General features: G+C 62.9%; 10 protein-coding genes. 4 read left to right on the forward strand and 6 right to left on the reverse strand.

The window, feature by feature from the left end:
- Window positions 1-9: 9 nt before the first annotated feature.
- Both ACZ5G6_RS21210 and ACZ5G6_RS21215 read right to left on the reverse strand, forming a co-directional pair.
- A complete protein-coding gene (locus ACZ5G6_RS21210) occupies window positions 10-909 on the reverse strand; it encodes an amino acid ABC transporter ATP-binding protein (RefSeq protein ID WP_498687924.1) in 900 nt (299 codons plus the stop codon).
- On the reverse strand, window positions 906-1,871 hold the full coding sequence (locus ACZ5G6_RS21215; RefSeq protein WP_498687926.1) for an amino acid ABC transporter permease: 966 nt from the start codon (window positions 1,869-1,871) through the stop codon (window positions 906-908). Before ACZ5G6_RS21215 ends, ACZ5G6_RS21210 begins: the two co-directional genes overlap by 4 nt.
- 266 nt (window positions 1,872-2,137) lie before the next feature.
- On the opposite strand from ACZ5G6_RS21215, the gene ACZ5G6_RS21220 reads away from it, so the two are divergent.
- From ACZ5G6_RS21220 to ACZ5G6_RS21235, 4 genes are all read left to right on the forward strand, one after another.
- A complete protein-coding gene (locus tag ACZ5G6_RS21220) occupies window positions 2,138-4,057 on the forward strand; it encodes an FAD/NAD(P)-binding protein (RefSeq protein ID WP_498687928.1) in 1,920 nt (639 codons plus the stop codon).
- On the forward strand, window positions 4,054-4,572 hold the full coding sequence (locus tag ACZ5G6_RS21225) for a GNAT family N-acetyltransferase (RefSeq protein WP_498687931.1): 519 nt from the start codon (window positions 4,054-4,056) through the stop codon (window positions 4,570-4,572). The genes ACZ5G6_RS21220 and ACZ5G6_RS21225 overlap by 4 nt, the downstream gene beginning before the upstream one ends.
- 9 nt (window positions 4,573-4,581) lie before the next feature.
- On the forward strand, window positions 4,582-6,282 hold the full coding sequence (locus ACZ5G6_RS21230) for a helicase HerA-like domain-containing protein (protein ID WP_498687933.1): 1,701 nt from the start codon (window positions 4,582-4,584) through the stop codon (window positions 6,280-6,282).
- A 160-nt stretch (window positions 6,283-6,442) separates the two neighbouring features.
- Window positions 6,443-7,471 carry a hypothetical protein gene (locus tag ACZ5G6_RS21235; protein WP_498691980.1) on the forward strand — a complete coding sequence of 343 codons (1,029 nt, stop codon included), beginning with the start codon at window positions 6,443-6,445 and terminating at the stop codon, window positions 7,469-7,471.
- An 85-nt stretch (window positions 7,472-7,556) separates the two neighbouring features.
- Here ACZ5G6_RS21235 and ACZ5G6_RS21240 read toward each other — a convergent pair whose 3' ends face one another.
- The 4 genes from ACZ5G6_RS21240 to ACZ5G6_RS21255 form a co-directional block, all read right to left on the reverse strand.
- Window positions 7,557-7,979: an endonuclease domain-containing protein gene (locus ACZ5G6_RS21240; protein ID WP_498691982.1), complete on the reverse strand. Its 423-nt coding sequence runs from the start codon at window positions 7,977-7,979 to the stop codon at window positions 7,557-7,559.
- 380 nt (window positions 7,980-8,359) lie between these two features.
- A complete protein-coding gene (locus ACZ5G6_RS21245) occupies window positions 8,360-10,333 on the reverse strand; it encodes an NHL domain-containing thioredoxin family protein (protein ID WP_498687935.1) in 1,974 nt (657 codons plus the stop codon).
- The gene (locus ACZ5G6_RS21250) at window positions 10,333-12,594 is read right to left on the reverse strand and encodes a bifunctional copper resistance protein CopD/cytochrome c oxidase assembly protein (RefSeq protein WP_498687937.1); all 2,262 of its coding nucleotides are present in this window, start codon (window positions 12,592-12,594) and stop codon (window positions 10,333-10,335) included. Before ACZ5G6_RS21250 ends, ACZ5G6_RS21245 begins: the two co-directional genes overlap by 1 nt.
- A gap of 142 nt (window positions 12,595-12,736) precedes the next feature.
- Entirely contained in the window at window positions 12,737-13,024 is a 288-nt protein-coding gene (locus ACZ5G6_RS21255; RefSeq protein WP_011776355.1) for an HU family DNA-binding protein, read from the reverse strand.
- Window positions 13,025-13,289 lie beyond the last annotated feature (265 nt).

Below are 13,289 nucleotides of genomic sequence, written 5' to 3' on the forward strand. Positions count from 1 at the left end.
GACTTCTTCCTAGATGTTGAAAGCCGGTTCGATGACCTTGGAGAAGAAACTTCGGGTGCGTTCTTCACGGGGGTTGCCAAAGATTTCCTGGGGCGTGCCGGACTCAACAATCTGGCCCTGGTCCATGAACACCACGGTGTCCGCGACGTCCCGGGCAAAACCCATTTCGTGGGTCACGATGATCAACGTGGTGCCTGACTTGGCGAGTTCGCGGATGACGTCCAAAACCTCATTGACCAGTTCGGGGTCCAACGCCGAGGTGGGCTCATCGAAGAGCAGGATCTTGGGGTCCAGTGCCAGTGCCCGCGCAATCGCGACCCGCTGTTGCTGGCCACCGGAGAGCTGCCGCGGGAAGGCATCGGCCCGGTCCTTCAGGCCCACCCGGTCCAAGAGTTCCAGGCCACGCTTCCTGGCTTCAGCCTTGGATCGCTTCTGGGCGACGATTGGCGCTTCGATGACGTTTTCCAGGGCGGTGAGGTGCGGGAAAAGATTGAAGCTCTGGAAAACCATGCCGATGTTGGTGCGCTGCTTGAGGATGTCCTTCTCACGCAGTTCATGGAGCTTGTTCCCACGGACGTGGTAGCCCACCAGCTCGTTGTCGATGGTGATGAAGCCGCCATCCACCTTCTCCAGGTGGTTGATGGTGCGCAGCAGTGTGGACTTTCCGGAGCCGGACGGTCCTACGATCACCGCGACACCGCCTGGCGGGACGGACAAGGAAACACCCTTGAGGACTTCGGTAGGGCCGAAGGACTTTCGGACGTTGGTGATATCCACCTGTCCACGGGTGGCAGCGGCGGGCTGTGCCGTCGTCGTGCTGGCAGGAGCGCCAGCGGGAGCTTCAGCCTGGGTTTCGTCTGCGACCTTTCCCGTCGTCGTGGATTCTTTGTGTGCGGCGATGATGCTCATCGGACGTCCTTTGTGGGTGAAACAGCTACGTGGGTGGCGAAGAACTTCCGGGCCTTCTGCAGCGGGGTGAGCGGGAGGTTGCGTACCGCGCCTTTCGAGAAGTGGCGTTCGATGTAGTACTGGAAGACACTCAGCACGGACGTAATGACGACGTACCAGAGTGTTGCGACCAGCAGCAGCGGCAACACCTGCTGGGTCCGGTTGTAAATGACCTGGACCGTGTAGAAGAGCTCCGAGTACGCCAGGACGTAGACGATCGACGTGCCCTTGACCAGGCCGATGATCTCGTTGAAGGCGTTGGGCAGGATGGCGCGCATGGCCTGCGGCAGCACGATCCGTGTGGAGCGCTTCCAGGCGGGAATGCCCAGTGCGGAAGCTGCCTCGAGCTGGCCTTGGTCCACCGAGAGGATGCCGCCACGAATGATCTCTGCGGAGTAGGCAGCCTGGTTGAGGGTCAGGCCCAGGACTGCGGCTGCGAACTGACTGATGAGCGTGGTGGTCTGGGCCTCGAAGAAGCGGACGTCTGTGAAAGGGATGCCCAGGCTGATCTTCTCGTAGAGGTATCCGAGGTTGTACCAAAGCAACAACTGGACCAGCAGCGGCGTGGAGCGGAAAATCCAGGAGAACGTCCAGGAAACCGAGACCAGCAGCGGCGACGCGGACAAGCGCATGAGGGCAAGGATAAATCCCAGGACGAATCCCAACACTCCGGAGATCGCCGTGAGCTTGAGCGTTTCCACCAGGCCATTCACCACGGACTGTGCCGTGAACCATTGCGCCACCACTCCCCACTCCCAACGGGGGTTTGTGACAAGCGACCACGCAATGGCTGCGACGCCCGCAGCCACCAGGACAGTACCCACCCATCGCCACGGGTGCCGGGCAGGGACCAGTTTGTAGTCGGAGTAATCCGTGGTGGCAGGTGCAGTTTCTGCCGTGGCAGGCGGTGCGATCGCACTCATGCGCCACCTCTTTTCAGATCGGTTGTTGACTATCGGATGGCTGCCAATCTAGGTGCGCACGGGACGGCCAGCAAGGCGGAAATTTGCACTTCTTCACTGGACTTAGCGCGGGTTCACGGGACTTCACGCAACGCCATATGAGTCTGAATTTTGCGCCCGTTAACGCTGGATGACGCGCAGTGAACGGCCGTTACCAGCTCCTCGACCGGGGCGGCATCGCCTCCCTAGATTGGGCTGCACCACCCGCTGTATTTTCAGGAGATTCCATGCCGTCACCAGTTCCAGCCATCGCCTTCATCGGCGGCGGCCCGCGCACGGCCGGCGTCCTGGAAAGACTGGCAGCGAGCCGGCCCGGATTATTCGATGGGCCGCTGCACATTCACATCGTGGAGCCGTATGAGCCGGGCTCCGGAAGGATCTGGCGCTATGACCAGAGCCCGGGCCTGCTGCTGAACTCCACCGCCGCGGACGTCACCATGTTCACCGACGCGTCCGTGGCGTGCGACGGTCCTCCCGTCGACGGCCCCGGCCTGGCCACCTGGGCAGCAGGTGTGCTGGATGGGAGCATCCGCGACGTGCCCGCGCTGGAACCGCACCTTCTCGCGCAACTTCGCGACCTGACTCCTGCGTCCTTTCCCACCCGGCAACTGCAAAGCAAGTACCTCGAATGGTTCTTCCGTCGGTCAGTCACCGCCCTGGGGTCCGAGGTCATCGTGACGGTCCACCGGGACACGGCTACCGCCGTCGAGCGCTCGTCCGACGCCGGGGCGCACTATGTGCGGTTGGCTTCCGGGGCAGAGGTGACGGCCGACGTCGTGGTTTACGCCCTGGGCCATACCGATTCGCTGCCGGACGACGAGTCCGCCCGCTTCAGCGAATTTGCTGCCCGCCACGGTGGGTTCCATGCGCCGCCGTCGTACACAACGGACGTGGACTACTCAGGAATTGAAGCTGGCCAGGACGTGATCGTGTCCGGCATGGGGCTCGCGTTCGTCGATCTGTTGGTGCTGCTGTTCGAGGGCCGCGGCGGCCGATTCGTGGAAAGGCCCGACGGCGAACTCAAGTACGTGCCCTCCGGCGCCGAACCGAGTCTCTGGGTAGGTTCACGACGCGGCGTGCCGTACCACTCCAAGATTTCCTCAGTGCTGCGCGGTGAGCCGATCGCACGGCCGCGGTACTTCACGGCCGCGGCTGTTGATGCGTTGTTGGCCAATCACCAGGAACTGGATTTCCGATCCCAACTGTGGCCATTGATTGCCAAGGATGCCGGCTATGCCTACTACCGCGAGATCTTCACGGGCTACCCGTCGCGGGTCTTGGGGACGTGGGCCAGCTTCGAGGCGAGGTTCGACGCTGTGGACTGGTACAGCAGCGCACGGGAAGAGCTGGTTGAGTTCTCGGTCCCTGATCCCGCGCTGCACCTGGACCTCGAAGCCCTGGACCACCCCCTCAGCGGTTGCGCCTTCGCCGATCACGAGGCTGTGCAGCGCTCGGTGGCCGCGTACATCCAACACGATCTAGACCTCCGAACCAGCGCTGACCATTCCGAAACACTCGCACTCTTCACCGCGTTGTTGTTCGTCTACATGGACCTTGGCCGGTTGGTCCCGCAGGATCGGCTCAATGCACGCTCCCAACAGGCGATCCACGGCTGGTGGCACGGCTTCTTTAGCTTCGTGGATTCCGGGCCGCCGCCACACCGTCTGCGTGAAATGCTCGCACTGCACCGGGCCGGGTTCCTGAAGTTCCTGGGGTCGGGCATGTGGGTACGCACCGACGAATCAACGGGCCGGTTTGTGGCTGGCTCCTTCCAGTCGCCTGTGGTGGTGGATGCTTCCGCATACATCGAGGCACGATTGCCGTCAGCGTCCGTGGAACGTTCGGCGAATCCCGCCCTGGCAGACCTGCACGACGCCGGACGGGGCACCGAACAGAGGCTGCTTACCTCCGAGGGTGCGCACTCCACGGGCAAACTCCTGGTCTCCGGGAATCACCAGGTCCTGTCACCTGTTGGTACAGCAGAGGACACATTGTTTGCGGTGGGACCGTGGACGTCCGGCTGGGGCGCGGGAGCATTTGCCCGCCCCAACACCAATGCGGCGCCTTTCCGGGAAAACGACGCGTTGGCCCGCAGGATCCTGACCACCGTTGCTGCTGCCCGCCCAACTACGAAAGGCCTGACATGACCACAACGCCAACCCTGCCGACGTCGGGCCTTTCCGTCCTTAGCCTGCCCATGCGCGATCCCCGCGTGCGTCCGCTCCTGGACGAACTCGCCGTCGAATATGACACCCGCTACGGGACCCTGTTCGGCACCGGGGGCGCCGCAGAGGAGTTGAGCCGCTACCCGGCCGAGGAATTCGCAGCGCCGCATGGTGCCCTGATCATCATCCAGGAGAACGGCGAGTCCGTTGCCGGCGGTGCGTTCCGGCGTTACGACGAGCACACCGCGGAGCTGAAGAGAATCTGGACCCACTCTGCGCATCGTCGTCGCGGGCTGGCACGGCGCGTGCTCACAGAGTTGGAAAACGAGGCACGACGCCGGGGCTACAGGAAGCTCTACCTCACCACCGGCCCGCGCCAGCCCGAGGCCAAGAACCTGTATCTGGCCACAGGCTACAAAGCACTCTTTGACCTCGCCGCAGACCCGGAGGAAATCAAGCATTTGGCGTTCAGCAAGGATCTTGCACTGCCCGGCTAAGCTATGCGCATGGCCAACAAAACCACTGCTGAAAAACTTGCCACCATCCAGCAGGGGTACACCCTGCAAGGTGCCACCATCGAGCTGGGTGCGGCGATCGTGGATGGTGAAATCCACAAAGAGGCCCAGGTCCGGCTCCCGCTCGCAATGATGAACCGCCACGGCCTCGTGGCGGGCGCCACCGGTACCGGCAAGACGGTCACATTGCACATGATCGCCGAACAGCTCTCGACGGCGGGTGTTCCGGTTTTCCTCGCGGACATCAAGGGTGATCTTTCCGGACTGGCAACGGCGGCAACCGGCAGTGAAAAGTTGACCGCACGCACTGAGGCCCTGGGCCAGCAGTGGCAGGGAAAGAACTTCCCCGTTGAATTCCTGAGCCTGGGCGGGGACGGCAACGGAATCCCGATCCGCGCCACCATCACCTCGTTCGGGCCCATCCTGCTCTCGCGCATCATGGACCTCAACGACACTCAAGAGTCCAGCCTTCAACTGATCTTCCACTTTGCGGACAAGAACAACTTGGAACTGATCGACCTCAAAGACCTCCGTGCCGTCATCCAGTTCCTTACTTCGGACGAGGGCAAGGAACAGCTGGAGGATCTTGGCGGACTCTCCAAAGCCACTGCCGGAGTCATCCTGCGGGAGCTGGTGACGCTTGAGGCGCAGGGCATGGAAAGGTTCTTCGGCGAACCGGAGTTCGATACCGCAGAGCTCCTCCGCACGGCGCCCGATGGCCGCGGCGTGGTCAGCTGCCTTGAGCTGCCCACTTTGCAGACCAAGCCCCTGCTGTTCTCCACGTTCCTCATGTGGCTCCTGGCCGACCTGTTCGAGGACCTCCCCGAAGCCGGCGACCTCGACAAGCCCAAGCTGGTGTTCTTCCTGGACGAGGCACACCTGCTCTTCAGCGGCGCCTCCAAGGCCTTCCTCGAGGCCATCACCACCACGGTCCGGCTCATCCGTTCCAAGGGCGTCGGCATCTTTTTCGTCACCCAAACACCCAAAGACGTCCCCGCCGATGTCCTGGGCCAGCTCGCCAACCGGGTCCAGCATGCCCTTCGCGCATTCACACCGGAGGATGCCAAGGCACTCAAGGCCACTGTGTCCACGTTTCCCGTCAGCGACTACGACCTCGAAGAGACGCTCACCTCCGCAGGCATTGGTGAGGCCGTCATCACCGTGATGAACGAAAAAGGCGCGCCCACACCCGTTGCCCTCACCCGGCTTCGTGCGCCCGAATCCGTGATGGGTCCCAGCACCGACGACCTCATCCGCAGCACGGTTGCCTCGTCTTCTCTCTTGGTCAAGTACGGTACGGCCCTGGACAACATCTCCGCCTACGAGAAGCTCACCAGCAACGCCGTACCCTCCACGGGCGACGCCGCACCGGGGTTGCCGCCGGTTCCGGGCAGCTCGTCCGGTCCCGGCGCTTCCGGGGGCTCCCCCTACGACATCGACGCCGAAGCTCGCCGCATCGAGGAGGAGATCCTCGGCCGCCCGAGCTCCCGCCCTGCCCCTGCGCCTGCCCCGCCTTCACAGGCGCCGGCACCAGCGCCCCAGCAGGACAGCGGCATGCTGGGCGACCTCGCCGGCGTCCTTGGCGGGGCGTTGGGCGGTGGCCTCAAGAGCATGGCCAGGTCGATCGGCACCCAGCTTGGCCGCGACCTCATGCGCGGCGTTTTCGGTACCTCCACGCGGCGCCGCCGCTAGTCCTTATTTGCTGCCGGAAGCATGACGCTTGGCCGCCGAATGCACGGCGCTTTAGCTGCCGGAACCACGACGCCGGGTGGCCGCAGCGCGTGCTGCCACCCGCCGTCGGGCTCTTGACGAACCGTCTTCGCAGGTCACGCTGAAGCCCTCCTGCACAGCTATCGCTGCCGCGGCAGGTAACGTAAAGGGCGTGCAGTTGAGTCAAGCGATAGTCAGGACCGCAGCCGGATGGCTGCTCGGTCTGATGCTTGCTGCCGCCGGAGCCATCGTCTGCATCAACCTGGTGAGCTCCTCCGTGGCCAGTCCGCAACAGCCTGTCCGGGAGTATTTAGACGCCTTGCAGAAGGGCGAAGGTGAGCAAGCCCTGGGTCTGTTGCGGGCAAAAGTGCCCAGCGCAAATGCCGCCATGCTCGACGGCACGGCCCTGCAAACGGCGGCCTCAAAGCTTTCGGACATCAAACTGGGAAATGCTGAGTCCAGGGGCACCGACCGTGTTGCCGTGCCCGTGGACTACACCTTGGACGGTAACCGGCTCCACACCGAATTCCTGATGGAGCGCACCGGAACCCAGTGGTTGTTCTTCGGCAAATGGGCGTTTGTTCCCATCACGTTGCCCACCATTGAAGTCACGGTGGTCAACTCCAGCGAGGCAGCGCTAAACGGCGTCCCCGTGAACATGCCCAACGGCCGCAACACCTTTGCCGTGTTCTACCCCGGCAAATACGAAGCCAGCCTCAATGGCACCTACTTCGAGGCTCCCGCAGCCTCTGCCCTCGTTTCAAGCCGCGACGGCGGCCAGGCACCCCTGAACCTGCAGACCCGGTCAACCAAAGCCATGAACGAAGCCGTCGCAGCTAAAGTGCGGGAGTTCCTGGACACCTGTGCCGCCCAAGCCACAGAGCAACAGCGCCTCCAACCTGATTGCCCGTTCTACCACGCCAGCAACGCGCGCGTCGTGGACGGAACCATCAAGTGGGAAATTACCGAGTACCCCAAGATCACCATCGAACCCTTCGGTGGCAAGTGGGTCGTAGCCCCGCTCAACGGCAAGGCAAGGGTGTCCGCCCGCGAGGTCAACTTGTTCACGGGCCTGGTCAACGACCTCAACGTGGAGCACGATTTCAGCTTCACCACCCAGCTGGACACGGACAACAACACCGTGACAGTCACCCCGATGCTGACTTTCTAGGCCGCGTCGCGCTGGCCCACCTTTCATCACCTGAGGCGCGCAGTCTAAGCTTGGGCCCGCACGGAGCGGCCCAAAACTGGGCTGGTTACACCAAGCGGCCCCGGCGAAGGACCTCACGAACGTGCCACAGCATCGCATCCGGCGTGTGGACCACATCGTCGTAGAAGAACCTCAGCACCAACAAGCCCTGCCGGATCGCCTCGTTGTCCCTCCGACGATCCTTCTTGAACTGACGCGGATTCAGATGGAACGCCAGCCCGTCGATTTCGATGATCAGGAAGCCCTCAAGGAGGAAGTCCACAGTTCCTATGCCGTCGATCCAGACCTGGGTCTCTGTCCGGATCCCCACATCCCTGAACAGGACACGCGCCAAGGTTTCGATCAAGGAACCCGCCCCACGATCAACTTTGGCAAGGACTTCACGGGCCCGCCCACACCGGTTGCCCACCAGGTGTCGCCGCAGGTATTCCGCTGTGATGTCGCCGCGAATGAAGGCACTTTCGACCATCACAAGTGATTCCAACGCGGGCAGGCAAAGCAGCGCGTGCAATAGGACATCCGGCAGTGCAACGAACGGTTCGTGCCGAGGCTGGGACAGAGGCAGGCGGTGGCTGACGCATCCGATCGCTCGCCGACCGTTGCTTTGCCAATAGTGGGGCTCGGTTGGTTGGTGAAGCAGCCATAGGCCATAACGGCCTGCAGCAGACGCGCACGTCAGTAGCGATCTCGCTTTGGCTGCCGCAACAAACTCAGGATCCGCACCAGGAAGACCCAGCACTCCCCGCTCTATGCGCTCGATACAGCTGGCCCAGTTCCGGAGAGGCTGTGGGCATGAAGGAGGCCCGGGTCCTCCCTCTCAAGGGTCAAACCCGGGCCACTTCAGCAGGCCTAGTCCATGCCGCGCAGATCGAGCACCAGCTCGGATTCACCGTCGGCCTGCAGGATCACTGGAATGCCCCAGTCCTGCTGGTACAGGTGGCAGGCTGCGTGGTCCGGAATTTCACCGTCTGTGGTCTCGGGTCCATCACATGCCGCCGCGCGGGCAGTGATGTGAAGGATGCCCTCGGGAACATCGGCAGACAACTCAAGAGTGCGCAAGAGTCCCACAGACGTTCCGCCTCCAGAGAGCAGCAGTTCCGGCGGAGTGGAGGAGATCTTGAGCTGCGTGGGGTCACCCCAACGGTCATCCAGCTTCTGGCCCGTAGGAGCCTTGAAACGCACTGCGAGCTCCAGGTTCCCTGGCGTGACCGGACTCTTGGGCCGATGCGTCTGCGACGCGCCCTCATCCACCTGCTGGGCTTCCTTGGGGATCGGCACCAGGACAAGTTGGTGCTTGTTCGACTCCACCACGATCAGCAGCGGATCGCTGCCTTCCACCTGGACCACGACGACGTCACTGGGCTCAGCGAGGCCCCTCGCCAAGGTGGACACAGACTTAGTAGCGGGGTCGTACCGGCGAACGGCACCGTTGTAGGTGTCCGCGATGGCCACTGAATTATCCGGCAGTACGGTGACGCCCAAGGGGTGCTGCAAGCGGGCATCGCTCGCATCGCCGTCACGGAACCCGAAATCGAACAGACCCTTGCCCACGGCGGTTTCCACAGTCACACCTGTATCGCTGACAATCAGGCGACGCAAGGACGACGTTTCCGAGTCAGCCACCCAGATGTTGCCTTCGCCGTCGATGGCCAGGCCGGACGACTGGGCAAACCAGGCTTCCTCGGCCTTGCCATCCAGCAGGCCCTCAAGCCCGGAGCCGGCGAGGATGGAGACCTCGTTGGCCAGGGGGTCGAAGGCGAAGATCTGGTGGGTTCCTGCCATGGCGATGACAACGCGCTGCAGCTTTTCGCTCCAGACCACGTCCCATGGCGAGGACAAGGAAACCCCGGTACCGAGGCCAAGCACCCCAACATCGATGGCGTCGGCCGCAAAGTCTGCAGGACCGCCGTCGTGGTGTTCAGACCATGTACCGGCGCCGGCATCCGTCACGCGGGCCGGACCGGCGTCGAGCAGTCGCTGCACGCCTTTTCCGGCGAGCGTCTGCACGTAACCCGAGCTCAGCGTGACTCCACGCAGGCGGTGGTTGACGGTGTCGGCGACTACGGCGTCGTAGCCCAGCTTCCAAGCGAGCTCCGACGGCAGCAGAGTCACGCCCTGCGGTTCGTTGAACTGCGCGATCTCCGCTTGCCCGTCCAAGTACCCCTTCGTGCCGGAGCCGATGACGCGCTCCACGGTCTTCAAATCGGGGCGGAGTTCCACCAGGCGGTGGTGGCCGGAGTCCACCACGAGGTAATTGCCGTTGGCGAGCTGCGTCGCTTTTCCGGGGAAGCGCAAAGTGCCCGACGTCGGCACCGGAGCAACGTAGGGACCGTTGCCGCGGTGAAGGGTTCCCTTGGCTTCATGCTCGGCAACAAGTTCCTCGAGCAGCACCGCGAGGCCATCTGCGTGACCCTCACCGGAAAGGTGGGCAACGATGTAGCCCTCGGGATCCACAACCACCAAGGTGGGCCATGCGCGAGCCGTGTAGGCCTTCCACGTGGCGAGTTCAGGGTCATCCAGCACAGGGTGGTGGATTTCGTAGCGCTCAACGGCAGAGGCCAGAGCGACGGGATCCGCCTCATGCTCGAACTTGGGCGAATGCACGCCGACCGTCACCAGGACGTCCGAGTACTTCTCCTCAAGGGGTCGCAGCTCGTCCAGCACGTGCAGGCAGTTGATGCAGCAGAAGGTCCAGAAATCGAGCAGCACGATCTTTCCGCGCAAGGACTCGAGATCCAGGGATTTGCCGCCCGTGTTGAGCCAGCCGCGGCCCTCCAGTTCGGAAGCCCGGACCCGGTGTTGGGTACGTACGGTTTCGCTCATCAGCGTCCTTCCAGCTTGGTGTTTCGTTCGGTCTGCCCGGTGGTGCTGTCCGGTTGGACTTCGCGGTCCGGCTCCGGCGCGCTGTCCTTTGCGGAGTGTTCGGCCGGAGCCGTCCGGGTGGCTTGGGCTGTCCTGCCGGCCATCTTGGCATCGCGGTCGGCGAGCCGGGCAAACATATCGTTATAAGCACTGAGGTCGGCGTCGTTATTCCTGTCTGCCGCCCGATCCACCCGGCGGGTCTCCCGTTCGTCCGAGCGCGACCACATGACGGCCACGCCGATTGCCACCAGCAAGGTGGGCACTTCACCAATGCCCCAGGCCACGGCACCGCCCATTTGCTGGTCTGCTATGGCCGATGCACCCCAGGTCCGGCCCAGGTTTCCGAAGTAGTCGGCGGCCAGCAGTCCAGTACCGCCCATGATGGCCACTCCAAAGAACGCGTGGAACCCCATGGTTGCAAGCAGCAACAGCAGGCGCATTGGGTACGGGGCCCGGCGCGGGAGTGGATCGCTGCCGATCATGCTCAGGACAAAAATGTAGCCCGTCAACAGGAAGTGCAGATTCATCAGCTCATGGCCTACGTGCTCCCGCATCGCCAGGCCGAAAAGGTCCGAGTAGTAGAACAGCACGATGGATCCGGCGAAGTTCGCAGCGGCGAAGAGCGGGTGCGTGACCACCTGGGAGAACTTGGAATGCACGAACAGCAGCAACCACTCCCGAAGGCCGCGCGAACCGTGAGCACCTTCACCCCGGGAAGGGAGTGCCCGCAGCGCAAGGGTCACCGGTGAACCAAGCACCAGGAAGATCGGTGCCACCATGGTCAAGGCCATGTGATCCACCATATGGGCAGAGAACAGCACCCTGCCATAGACGGCTGGTGGACCCGACGTGATGTATGTGAGAATCACGAACCCGATAATCCAGTTCACTGTTTTGAACCAGGACCAGGTGTCACCGCGCTTGCGGACCTTGATGATCCCCAGGATGTAGGAGGCAGCGCCGAATAGCGCTACTCCGACCCACAGCCAGTCAGGACGCCATTCGGTAAGCCATCGCTCCGGCGTAAGTTCAGGAGGAAGCTCATAGCCGGACAGGATAAAGGCCGGCGAGGCGTCCGGCGCGTAAGTAGTGGGCTGCGGCGGGGCCGAGCGTCCCAGCGCAACGGCGAGGCCCGACGTCGCGCCCATCACCAGCAGCTCAACCAAAACCAGCTGCCACAGCACCCGGCGGGCAGACATCGATCCGCTCTTGCCGAGCTGCGGAATGACCCACTGGCGGTGCATAAAGCCGATGCCGCCCAGCACCAGCGTGGCAAGGGCTTTGGCAACGATGAGTTGGCCGTAGGGGGAGCCGAAAAGATCAGCGGGGTTGGTAACCCTGATGGCGGCGTTGATCACGCCGGAGGCGAATACCAGGACGAAGGCGAAGCCTGCCAGGGCCGAGAAACGTCGGAGGGTCGGCTCGGTGATGTCGTTCGTTCCAGAAGCTCGGGAACCAGTGAGTAAGCCCGAAAGGACTGCGAGCATGATAATGCCGCCCACCCACGTGGAGACGCCCACCAAGTGGAGGCCCAAGGAGTTGATGGCACCTTCATGGTCGCTGGAGCTTGAAGAGTGACCGATCAGCGCAGTGGGAACCAGGCCGATCAGGGCCAGCAGGAGCGTGAACGCGAGCCCGGTCAACGAACGGACGCCGAACAGCGCAGTGGTGACCACCGCGGCAATGATGGTGATGGACAGCCAGGCCTTGCCCGTCTCAATGTCCGTCATGAAGTACACCAGTGAGCGGGTGAATTCAGCGTCGCCGGAAAGTCCCTGACCCGCAACATCCGCGTAGGTCAGTACCAGGACCGCTACTGCGGACAGCGTCCATACGGCGCCTGCCGCAGCGGCAACGGCAAGGGCGCGTGCGAAAGCTGGATGCTCCGGCTCCTCAAGATCCTTCTCACGGGATCGCGATACCTTGAGGTTCTTGGGCAGGATTCCGACTGCGAAGACCAAGCCACCAATAACCGTGGCCACGGAAACGTTGTGGACAGCTTTCGCGAAGGGCAAGCCCCACCGGACCAACACCCCTGGGTCCGAGACCTGGCGGGCAGCTGACGCCCCGGAGAAGATGAGGGCCGCGGCCAATGTCAGGAAGAGCACCGCCAGACCCGCAAGCTGCCACGGGAGGGAAATACCCGCGACGGCATTGCCTCCCCGCGCTCCCGGCTTGGGAACAGGCGATGGGGCAGTTGCGGAGCTTCTTGCTGATGGCACCTATCCATTGTCCGTTACCTGTGGCCGGGCTGCGAATCGGGAAGCATTTGGGGAGGAGAAGTGGGCATGGGCACCCCAAACAGCAAAAAGGGGGCGGCAACCAGTTGGTTGCCGCCCCCTTTCAGGCGTTCGCCGAAGAGAACTACTTCTTCTTGGCGACAGCAGCCTTCAGCTTGGAGCCTGCGGTCAGCTTAACGCTGTGGCCGGCGGCGATCTGGATGGTTTCGCCCGTCTGCGGGTTGCGGCCGGTGCGTGCTGCGCGGTCAGTGCGCTCAACTGCGAGCCAGCCCGGGATGGTGATCTTCTCGCCAGCGGCAACAGAAGTCTCGAAAACTTCGAACAGTGCATCGAGCACGGAGTTGACGGCTGCCTGGCTGGTGCCAGCCTTGCCTGCTACCTCTGCAACGAGTTCACTACGGTTCTTAGCCATTTACGTCCTCCTGGACTAATACGTTTTTTGAGCTTTCAAGCGGAACGCGAGCAAGCCACTGCTCGAAAACTTACCAGCTTGCACCGGCATGGCCAGCAAATTCCGCGTGTTTCCGCGCTTTTTTGACCAAAATCACCGGTTTTTCAAGGTTTTTGGGGGTCGGGACCGCCAATGGCGTACCCTACGGCGCCGAACAGCCCACCAGTCACAGGTATAAATTCACGACGCCGGCAGCCACCACCACTAGCTGCGCGCCGCTAGCCAT

Source organism: Arthrobacter sp. TmtSoilC51, from assembly GCF_055388015.1.

Excerpts from the sequence above, each read along its gene's own strand:
- ACZ5G6_RS21210 (WP_498687924.1), bottom strand. The coding sequence starts at position 909 with ATGAGCATCATCGCCGCACACAAAGAATCCACGACGACGGGAAAGGTC.
- ACZ5G6_RS21215 (WP_498687926.1), bottom strand. The coding sequence starts at position 1,871 with ATGAGTGCGATCGCACCGCCTGCCACGGCAGAAACTGCACCTGCCACC.
- ACZ5G6_RS21220 (WP_498687928.1), top strand. The coding sequence starts at position 2,138 with ATGCCGTCACCAGTTCCAGCCATCGCCTTCATCGGCGGCGGCCCGCGC.
- ACZ5G6_RS21225 (WP_498687931.1), top strand. The coding sequence starts at position 4,054 with ATGACCACAACGCCAACCCTGCCGACGTCGGGCCTTTCCGTCCTTAGC.
- ACZ5G6_RS21230 (WP_498687933.1), top strand. The coding sequence starts at position 4,582 with ATGGCCAACAAAACCACTGCTGAAAAACTTGCCACCATCCAGCAGGGG.
- ACZ5G6_RS21240 (WP_498691982.1), bottom strand. The coding sequence starts at position 7,979 with ATGGTCGAAAGTGCCTTCATTCGCGGCGACATCACAGCGGAATACCTG.
- ACZ5G6_RS21245 (WP_498687935.1), bottom strand. The coding sequence starts at position 10,333 with ATGAGCGAAACCGTACGTACCCAACACCGGGTCCGGGCTTCCGAACTG.
- ACZ5G6_RS21255 (WP_011776355.1), bottom strand. The coding sequence starts at position 13,024 with ATGGCTAAGAACCGTAGTGAACTCGTTGCAGAGGTAGCAGGCAAGGCT.